This window comes from Micromonospora sp. M42, assembly GCF_000568915.1.
GTDB lineage: Bacteria > Actinomycetota > Actinomycetes > Mycobacteriales > Micromonosporaceae > Micromonospora > Micromonospora chalcea.
Genome location: NZ_KK037233.1, coordinates 6,647,974 through 6,657,395 on the forward strand (window position 1 = coordinate 6,647,974; position 9,422 = coordinate 6,657,395).

A 9,422-nucleotide genomic window follows, 5' to 3' on the forward strand; every position below is an offset into this window, starting at 1 on the left:
CTGGAGACCTCGTGGGAGGCCATCGAGGACGCCCGGATCGACCCCCTTGCGCTACGTGGCCGCCCCGTCGGCGTGTTCGCCGGCATGATGTACCACAACCACGCCGCAGGGCTGGCCGACGTTCCCGAGACCCTCGACGGCTACCTCGGCGTCGGCACCGCCAGCAGCGTGTTGTCGGGTCGAGTGGCGTACTCGTTCGGGTTCGAGGGCCCGGCGGTGACTGTGGACACGGCGTGTTCGTCGTCGCTTGTGGCGTTGCACCTGGCGGTGCAGGCGCTGCGGTCGGGGGAGTGCGACCTGGCGCTGGCCGGCGGCGTCACGGTGATGGCGACGCCCGAGACGTTCATCGACTTCTCCCGGCAGCGGGGCATGGCCCCCGACGGCCGCTGCAAGTCGTTCTCCGACGCGGCGGACGGCACGGGCTGGTCCGAGGGCGTCGGGGTGCTGCTGGTGCAGCGGCTGTCGGACGCGCGGCGTGACGGGCGCCGGGTCCTCGCGGTCGTGCGGGGCACGGCCGTCAACCAGGACGGCGCGTCGAACGGTTTGACGGCGCCGAACGGCCCCTCGCAGCAGCGGGTGATCCGCCAGGCCCTCGCGAACGCCCGGCTGGGCGTCGCCGACGTCGACGTCGTGGAGGCGCACGGCACGGGCACGACGCTGGGCGACCCCATCGAGGCCCAGGCGCTGCTCGCCACGTACGGGCAGGACCGCGACGACCGGGACGCGCTGCTGCTGGGGTCGGTGAAGTCGAACATCGGTCACACGCAGGCGGCTGCGGGGGTGGCGGGTGTCATCAAGATGATCTTGGCGATGCGGTACGGGACCGTGCCGGCGTCGTTGCACGTGGATGTGCCGTCGTCGCATGTGGACTGGTCGTCGGGTGCGGTGGAGTTGGTGACCGAGACCCGTGAGTGGCCGGGCGTGGAGCGTCCCCGGCGGGCGGGTGTGTCGTCGTTCGGCATCTCGGGGACGAACGCGCACGTGATCATCGAGCAGGCGGAGCCGGAGCACGCCGCGGGGTCTGCCGCGCCGGTCGGGTTGCCGGTGCCGTGGGTGCTGTCGGGGCGTTCGGAGCGGGGTCTGTCGGGTCAGGCCGGGCGGTTGGCGTCGTTCGTGCGGGAACGGTCCGGCCTTGCGGTGGCGGACGTGTCGTGGTCGTTGGCGACGACTCGGGCTGCGTTGGAGCATCGGGCGGTGGTGTGGGGTTCGTCGGTGGACGAGTTGGTTGCTGGTCTGTCGGCGGTGGCTGAGGGTCGGTCTGCGGGTGTGGTGTCGGCGGGTCGTCGGGCGGTGTTGTTCACGGGTCAGGGTTCGCAGCGTGTGGGTATGGGCCGGGAGTTGTACGAGGCGTTTCCGGTGTTCGCGGCGTCGTTCGACGAAGTGTGCGCGGAGATTGATCCGCGTCTGCCGCGTGCGTTGCGCGAGGTGGTGTTCGCGGAGCCGGGTTCGGAGGCTGCGGCTCTGGTGGATCAGACCGTGTTCGCGCAGGCGGGGTTGTTCGCGGTGGAGGTGGCGTTGTGGGAGTTGCTCGCGTCGTGGGGTGTGCGGGCTGATTTCCTGGCGGGTCATTCGATTGGTGAGGTGACGGCGGCGTACGTGTCGGGGATGTTGTCCCTGAGGGACGCGTGCACGTTGGTGGCGGCGCGGGGTCGGTTGATGCAGGCTCTGCCGTCGGGTGGGGTGATGGCGGCGGTGGGTGCGTCGGAGGAGGCTGTCGCCGAGTTGCTCGGTGTGACCGGCGTGGCGGTGGACGTGGCGGCGGTGAACGGTCCGGCGTCGGTGGTGGTGTCGGGTGCCGTCGGCGAGGTGGCTTCGGTGGTGGGGGCCTGCTGTGAGCGGGGTTGGCGGGTCAAGGAACTGGCGGTCAGTCACGCGTTCCATTCGCGGTTGATGGATCCGATGTTGGAAGAGTTCGCGTCGGTGGTGGCGGGGCTGGACTGGCAACCGCCGCGGATCCCGATCGTGTCGAACGTGACCGGCGCGGTCGCGGACGGCGCAGAGATCACCGAGCCCGGCTACTGGGTGCGGCACGTGCGGCAGCCGGTGCGCTTCGCCGACGGGGTGGCGGCGTTGCGGGCACAGGGGGTGGACACGTTCCTGGAGGTCGGCCCGGATGCGACGTTGACGGCGATGGTGGCGGAGATCGTCGCGGATGCCGGGGTGCGGCGGGTTCCGGCGTCGCGGCGGGATCAGCCGGAGGTCGGCGTGTTGACGTCGGCGCTGGGGCAGTTGTGGGTGGCGGGTGTGCCGGTCGACTGGGCGGCGTACCACGGTCAGACCGGCGTCCGGCCGGGTGTGGTCGACCTGCCCACGTACGCCTTCGACCATCGACGTTACTGGATCAATGCGACGACGCGGTCCTACCGTCCCCCCGCCGCCCGGCGTACCGCCGCCGACGAGGACTTCTGGCGGGCGATCGAGGCGGAGGACCTGACGACCCTCGCCGAGAGCCTGGCCGTCGACGCCGACGCCCCCCTCGCGGACGTGCTGCCGGCGCTGTCCACCTGGCGACGCCGCCGGGACGCCGAGGCGGCCCTCGACTCCTGGCGCTACCGGGTGGCCTGGCAGCCGCTCACGGACGACGCCGCCCGCGCCGAGGCGACCGACTTCCTGCTCGTCGTACCGGCCGGCGCCGACGCGGCCGTGACGGACTGGGCCGCCGCCCTCGGCGCCGCCGGCGGGCGGATCGTCGAGGTCGACGCCACGTGCGACCGCAAGCGCCTCGCCCACGACCTCGCCGAGGCGTCGACCGGCCGCGACGGGGACGTGCTGCCCGTACTCTCCCTGCTGGCCCTCGACACCCGGCCGTACGCCGGGGCCGCCTCCGTGCCGACGGGCCTCGCCGCCACGGTCGCGCTCGCGCAGGCCCTCGGCGACGCCGGGATCACCGCCCGGCTCTGGATCGCCACCCGCGGCGCGGTCTCCGTCGGATCCCGCGACCGGCACGTCGACCCCGTGCAGGCCATGGCGTGGGGCTTCGGCAGCGTGCTGCGCGCCGAGCACCCGCACCGGTGGGGCGGGCTCGTCGACCTCCCCGAGCAGCCCGACCAGAGCGTCGTGCGGATGCTCCGGACGCTGATCGCCGGCACCGGCCGGGAGGACGAGATCGCCCTGCGCGGCACCGGCGGCCACGCCCGTCGGCTCGTTCGTGCGACGTACGGCGACACCGGTGCGCGCGGTTCCTGGACGCCGCGCGGCACGGTGCTGATCACCGGCGGCACCGGGGCACTAGGGGGACACGTCGCCCGCGCGCTGGCCGCCGACGGAGCCGAACACCTCCTCCTGGTCAGCCGGCGGGGTGGCGAGGCGCCCGGCGCGACCGCCCTCGCCGAGGAACTCGCCGGGCTCGGCACCCGGGTAACCCTCGCGTCCTGCGACGTGGCCGACCGGGCCGCGCTCGCGACGCTGCTCGACTCGATCCCCGCCGAGCTTCCGCTGAACGCGGTCGTGCACACCGCCGCCGCCCTCGACGACAACGTCGTCGACGCCGTGAGTGTCGACCAGCTGGCCACCGCCCTGCGGGCGAAGGTCGACGCCGCGCGCAACCTGGACGAGCTGACCCGGGGCAGCGACCTCTCCGCCTTCGTCCTCTTCTCCTCCCTCGCCGGCCTCATGGGCGCCGCCGGCCAGGCCACGTACGCGCCCGGCAACGCGTTTCCTCGACGCCCTGGCGCAGCGCCGCCGCGCCGAGGGACTGCCGGCGACCTCGCTCGCCTGGGGCCTGTGGGCCGACGGCGGGGTGAGCGCGGGCGACTTCGAACAGCGGCTCAGCCGTACCGGTTTCGGCGCGATGGCGCCGGAGACAGCCGTGCGCGCCTTCAGCCGGGCGCTGGACCGCGACGAGACGTACCTCGTCGTGGCCGACATCGACTGGGCCCGGGTGGCCGCCACCGGTCCGCGGCGCGCCCACCCGCTGGTCCGCGACCTGCTGGCCGAGGCCGGCGCGGCGGTGCCCGCCGACGCCCCGGTGCCCGGCGGCCGACCTGCGCCCTGCGCCTGTCGGGAATGCCCGGCGCGGAGCAGTTGCGCGTCCCTCGGTGAGCTGGTACGCGCCGAGGTCGCCGCCGTGCTCGGCCACGAGCCCGTCGAGCGGGGGGCGCCGGGACCGGGGCGTTCCAGGATCTCGGTTTCACCTCGCTGGCAGCTGTCGAGCTGCGCAACCGGCTCGACGCGGCGACCGGCCTCGCGCTGCCGACCACGCTCGCCTTCGACTACCCGAACTCGGCGGCTCTGGCCGGCCACATCCACGCCGAGCTGCTCGGCGGGCAGGCGCTGCCCGTCCCCGCCGCCACCGGCCCCGTCGTGGGCGACGACCCGATCGTCATCGTCGGCATGGGCTGCCGTTTCCCGGCCGGAGCCGAGTCCCCGGAGGGGCTCTGGGACCTGCTGACGGCCGGTGCCGACGCGATGTCGGACTTCCCGGCCAACCGGCACTGGGACCTGGAGTCGCTGACCGGCACCGACTCCTACGTCTCGCGCGGTGCCTTCCTGGCCGACGCGGGTGGCTTCGACGCGGAGTTCTTCGGCATCTCGCCGCGGGAGGCGCTCGCCATGGACCCGCAGCAGCGGCTGCTGCTGGAGGTCTCCTGGGAGGCGTTCGAAGACGCCCGGATCGAACCGCTCGCGCTGCGCGGCAGCCGCGTCGGGGTGTTCGCCGGCACCAACGGCCAGGACTACGAGACCGTCGTGCGCGAGGCCGGTGAGTCGCTCGCCGGGTACGGCGCGACGGGGGCCTCCGCGAGCGTGTTGTCGGGTCGGGTGGCGTACTCGTTCGGGTTCGAGGGGCCGGCGGTGACTGTGGACACGGCGTGTTCGTCGTCGCTTGTGGCGTTGCATCTGGCGGTGCAGGCGCTGCGGTCCGGCGAGTGTGACCTCGCCCTGGCCGGCGGCGTCACGGTGATGTCCACCCCGGGCGCCTTCATCGAGTTCTCCCGCCAGGGTGGGCTGTCGGCGGACGGCCGCTGCAAGGCCTTCGCCGAGTCTGCGGACGGCACCGCGTGGGGCGAGGGTGTCGGTGTGCTGGTGGTGCAGCGGTTGTCGGATGCGCGGCGTGACGGGCGTCGGGTGCTGGCGGTGGTGCGGGGTTCGGCGGTGAATCAGGATGGTGCGTCGAATGGTTTGACGGCGCCGAATGGTCCGTCGCAGCAGCGGGTGATCCGGCAGGCGCTGGCGAGTGCGGGTTTGTCGGCGGCTGATGTGGATGTGGTGGAGGCGCACGGTACGGGTACGTCGTTGGGTGATCCGATCGAGGCGCAGGCGTTGTTGGCGACGTATGGGCAGGGTCGGGATGTGCCGTTGTTGTTGGGGTCGGTGAAGTCGAACATCGGTCACACGCAGGCGGCTGCGGGGGTGGCTGGGATCATCAAGATGGTCTTGGCGATGCGGCACGGGACCGTGCCGGCGACGCTGCACGTGGACGAGCCCTCGTCGCATGTGGACTGGTCGTCTGGCGCGGTCGAGTTGGTGACGGCCTCGCGTGAGTGGCCGGGCGTGGAGCGTCCCCGGCGGGCGGGTGTGTCGTCGTTCGGCATCTCGGGGACCAATGCGCACGTGGTCCTGGAGCAGCCGGAGCCCGAGGCCGTCCCCGAGGTCGCGGCGGAGCCGGAGTCTGCCGGGGGCGCTTCCGTGGCTTTGCCGGTGCCGTGGGTGCTGTCGGGGCGTTCGGAGCGGGGTCTGTCGGGTCAGGCGGGGCGGTTGGCGTCGTTCGTGCGTGGTCGTGGTCTGTCGCCGGTGGATGTGTCGTGGTCGTTGGCGACGACTCGGGCTGCGTTGGAGTATCGGGCGGTGGTGTGGGGCTCGGACGTGGACGAGCTGGTGGCCGGGCTGTCGGCTGTTGCCGAGGGCCGGTCTGCGGGTGTGGTGTCGGCGGGTCGTCGGGCGGTGTTGTTCACGGGTCAGGGTTCGCAGCGTGTGGGTATGGGCCGGGAGTTGTACGAGGCGTTTCCGGTGTTCGCGCAGGCCTTCGACGGGGTGTGTGCGGGGTTTGAGGGTTTGTTGCCGCGTGCGTTGCGGGATGTGGTGTTCGCGCAGGCGGGGTCGGATGAGGCTGCCCTGGTGGATCAGACCGTCTTTGCCCAGGCGGGGTTGTTCGCGGTCGAGGTGGCGTTGTGGGAGTTGCTCGCGTCGTGGGGTGTGCGGGCCGACTACCTGGCGGGTCATTCGATCGGTGAGGTGACGGCCGCGTACGTGGCGGGGATGTTGTCGTTGGCGGACGCCTGTTCCCTGGTGGCGGTGCGGGGTCGGTTGATGCAGGCTCTGCCGTCGGGTGGGGTGATGGCGGCGGTGGGCGATGGGGGAAACGACTCAGAACCGGTGTTCGCGCAGGCCTTCGACGGGGTGTGTGCGGGGTTTGAGGGTTTGTTGCCGCGTGCGTTGCGGGATGTGGTGTTCGCGCAGGCGGGGTCGGATGAGGCTGCCCTGGTGGATCAGACCGTCTTTGCCCAGGCGGGGTTGTTCGCGGTCGAGGTGGCGTTGTGGGAGTTGCTCGCGTCGTGGGGTGTGCGGGCCGACTACCTGGCGGGTCATTCGATCGGTGAGGTGACGGCCGCGTACGTGGCGGGGATGTTGTCGTTGGCGGACGCCTGTTCCCTGGTGGCGGTGCGGGGTCGGTTGATGCAGGCTCTGCCGTCGGGTGGGGTGATGGCGGCGGTGGGCGCGTCGGAGGAGGCTGTCGCCGAGCTGATCGGCGCGTCGGGCGCGGCCGTGGACATCGCGGCGGTCAACGGCCCCGCGTCGGTGGTCGTCTCGGGCGCGGCCGATGAGGTCGCTTCGGTGGTGGGGGCCTGCCGTGAGCGGGGTTGGCGGGTCAAGGAACTGGCGGTCAGTCACGCGTTCCATTCGCGGTTGATGGATCCGATGCTGGAGGAGTTCCGGTCGGTGGTGGCGGGGCTGGACTGGCAGCCGCCGCGGGTGCCGATCGTGTCGAACGTGACCGGCGCGGTCGCGGAGCCGCTGGAGCTGGTGGATCCGGAGTACTGGGTGCGGCATGTGCGGCAGCCCGTGCGGTTCGCCGATGGGGTGGCGGCGTTGCGGGCACAGGGGGTGGACACGTTCCTGGAGATCGGCCCGGATGCGACGTTGACGGCGATGGTGGCGGAGATCGTCGCGGATGCCGGGGTGCGGCGGGTTCCGGTGTCGCGGCGGGATCAGCCGGAGGTCGGCGTGTTGACGTCGGCGCTGGGGCAGTTGTGGGTGGCGGGTGTGCCGGTCGACTGGGCGGCGTACCACGGTCAGACCGGCGCCCGGCCGGGTGTGGTCGACCTGCCCACGTACGCCTTCGACCACACCTGGTACTGGCCCGAGGCGGCGCCCGCGGCCCGCCGGGACGTGCACGGCGAAGCTCTCGACGGGCGGTTCTGGGCGGCCGTGGAGTCCGGCGACCCCGACCTGGTCGGCGGCGAGCTGGGTGTCGGCGCGGACGAACCGTTCAGCGCGGTCCTGCCGAAGCTCGCGCAGTGGCGGCGGGCCGCACAGCAGCGGTCGACGGTGGACGCCTGGCGCTACCGCGTGGTGTGGCGGCGCCAGGACGTGACCGGAAACGAGAACCTGACCGGCTCCTGGCTGGTGCTGATGGTGCCCGGCCAGGAGGACCACCCGTTGCTGGCCGGGCTGGCGGAGCGGGGCGCCGAGATGATCCCCGTGGTGCTGGACGAGCTGGACCGGGACGGGATCGCGCGTCGGCTGTCCGCCGCCTCGGCGGCCGCAGGACCGGTCGCCGGGATGATCTCGCTGATGTCGCTGGCCGGCGCCGGTGTCGTCGAGGCACTGGCGGTCGCGCAGGCGCTTGCAGTCACTGAGGTCGAGGGCCGGTTGTGGTGGTTGACCAGCGGTGCCGTCTCCGTGGACGACTCCGAGCCTCTGACCGACCTGGACGGTTCTGCGGTGTGGGGTTTGGGTCGGGTGGTGGGTTTGGAGGTGCCGTTGCGGTGGGGTGGTTTGGTGGATTTGCCGGGTGTGTTGGGTGGGGGTGTGTGGGGTTGGTTGTGTGGGGTGTTGTTGTCGGGGGTTGAGGATCAGGTGGCGTTGCGGTCGTCGGGTGTGTTTGTGCGGCGGTTGGTGCGTGCGGGTTGTCCGGCGGGTGCGGGTGCGGGTGCTGGTGCTGGTGGTGGTGGTTTTCGGTTGTCGGGGACGGTGTTGGTGACGGGTGGTACGGGGGCGTTGGGTGCGCGGGTGGCGTTGTGGGCGGTGGGTGTGGGTGCGGAGCATGTGGTGTTGGTGAGTCGGCGTGGTGGTGGTGCGGCGGGTGTGGGTGAGTTGGTGGGGCGGTTGGAGGGTTTGGGTGTGCGGGTGTCGGTGGTGGGTTGTGATGTGGCGGATCGTGGTGCGGTGGCGGGGTTGTTGGGGGATTTGGTGGGTCGGGGTGAGCGGTTGCGGGCGGTGGTGCATGCGGCTGGTGTGGCGCAGTTGACGCCGTTGGGTGAGGTGGGTGTGGGTGAGGTGGAGGAGGTGTTGCGGGCGAAGGTTGGTGGTGCGGTGGTGTTGGATGAGTTGACTGCTGGTTTGGATTTGGATGCGTTTGTGGTGTTTTCGTCGATTGCGGGGGTGTGGGGTTCTGCGGGTCAGGTGGGGTATGCGGCGGCGAATGCGTTTGTGGATGGGTTGGTGGTGTCACGGCGTGGGCGTGGGTTGGTGGGGACGTCGGTGGCGTGGGGGCCGTGGGCTGAGGCGGGTATGGCGGTGGGGTCCCCCCCGGGAACAGATGAGTCGGCGTGGTTTGCCGGGGATGGCTCCGGAGTTGGCGGTGGCTTTTTTGCAGGGGGGTTGGATGGTGGTGAGGGGCAGGTGGTGGTGGCGGATGTGCGGTGGGATCGGTTTGTGCCGTCGTTCACGGCGTTGCGTCCGTCCCGGTTGTTCACCGACATCCCCGAAGCACAGGCGGCGATCGAGGCGGCGTCCCGAGCCGAGACCGGCCCCACCGACCGGGCCTCCGCACTGCGCGAGCGGCTCGCGGCCCTGACGTCGCCGGAGGTCGAGGCGTCCCTGCTGGACCTCGTACGCTCCCAGGTCCCACGGTGCTCGGCCACGCCACCGTGGAGGCGGTGCGGCCGGACCGGGCGTTCCAGCGTCTCGGCTTCGACTCGCTCACCGCAGTCGAGCTGCGCAACCGGCTGACCGCCGAAACCGGCCTCGCATTGCCCTCCACCCTCGTCTTCGACCACCCGACGCCGGCCGCCCTGGTCGCCTTCATCCGGGAGACCGTGCTCGGAGCATCGGGCGACGCGCCGGCCGACCGCAGGGTCGCCACCGTCGACGACGACCCGATCGTGATCGTCGGCATGGGCTGCCGCCTCCCGGGTGGCGTCGCGTCCCCGGAAGAACTGTGGCAACTGCTCGCCACCGGACGCGACGGCATCTCCGAGTTCCCCCTCGACCGGGGCTGGGACAGCTTCCTCAGCAGCGGCCTGTCCGACACGTCCTTCGCC

The 9,422-nt window shown here is 71.9% G+C and carries 3 protein-coding genes; all 3 read left to right on the plus strand.

The features are described from left to right. Nucleotides 1–4,041: type I polyketide synthase (locus MCBG_RS35405; protein WP_198033330.1), on the plus strand; the 4,041-nt coding region annotated here is incomplete at its 5' end. A gap of 291 nt (nt 4,042–4,332) precedes the next feature. Further along, on the plus strand, nt 4,333–9,111 hold the full coding sequence (locus tag MCBG_RS35410) for a type I polyketide synthase (RefSeq protein ID WP_157560831.1): 4,779 nt from the start codon (nt 4,333–4,335) through the stop codon (nt 9,109–9,111). After that, a partial coding sequence (locus MCBG_RS34585) for an acyl carrier protein (RefSeq protein WP_255358645.1) occupies nt 9,039–9,422 on the plus strand: 384 nt, incomplete at its 3' end. The genes MCBG_RS35410 and MCBG_RS34585, both read left to right, overlap by 73 nt.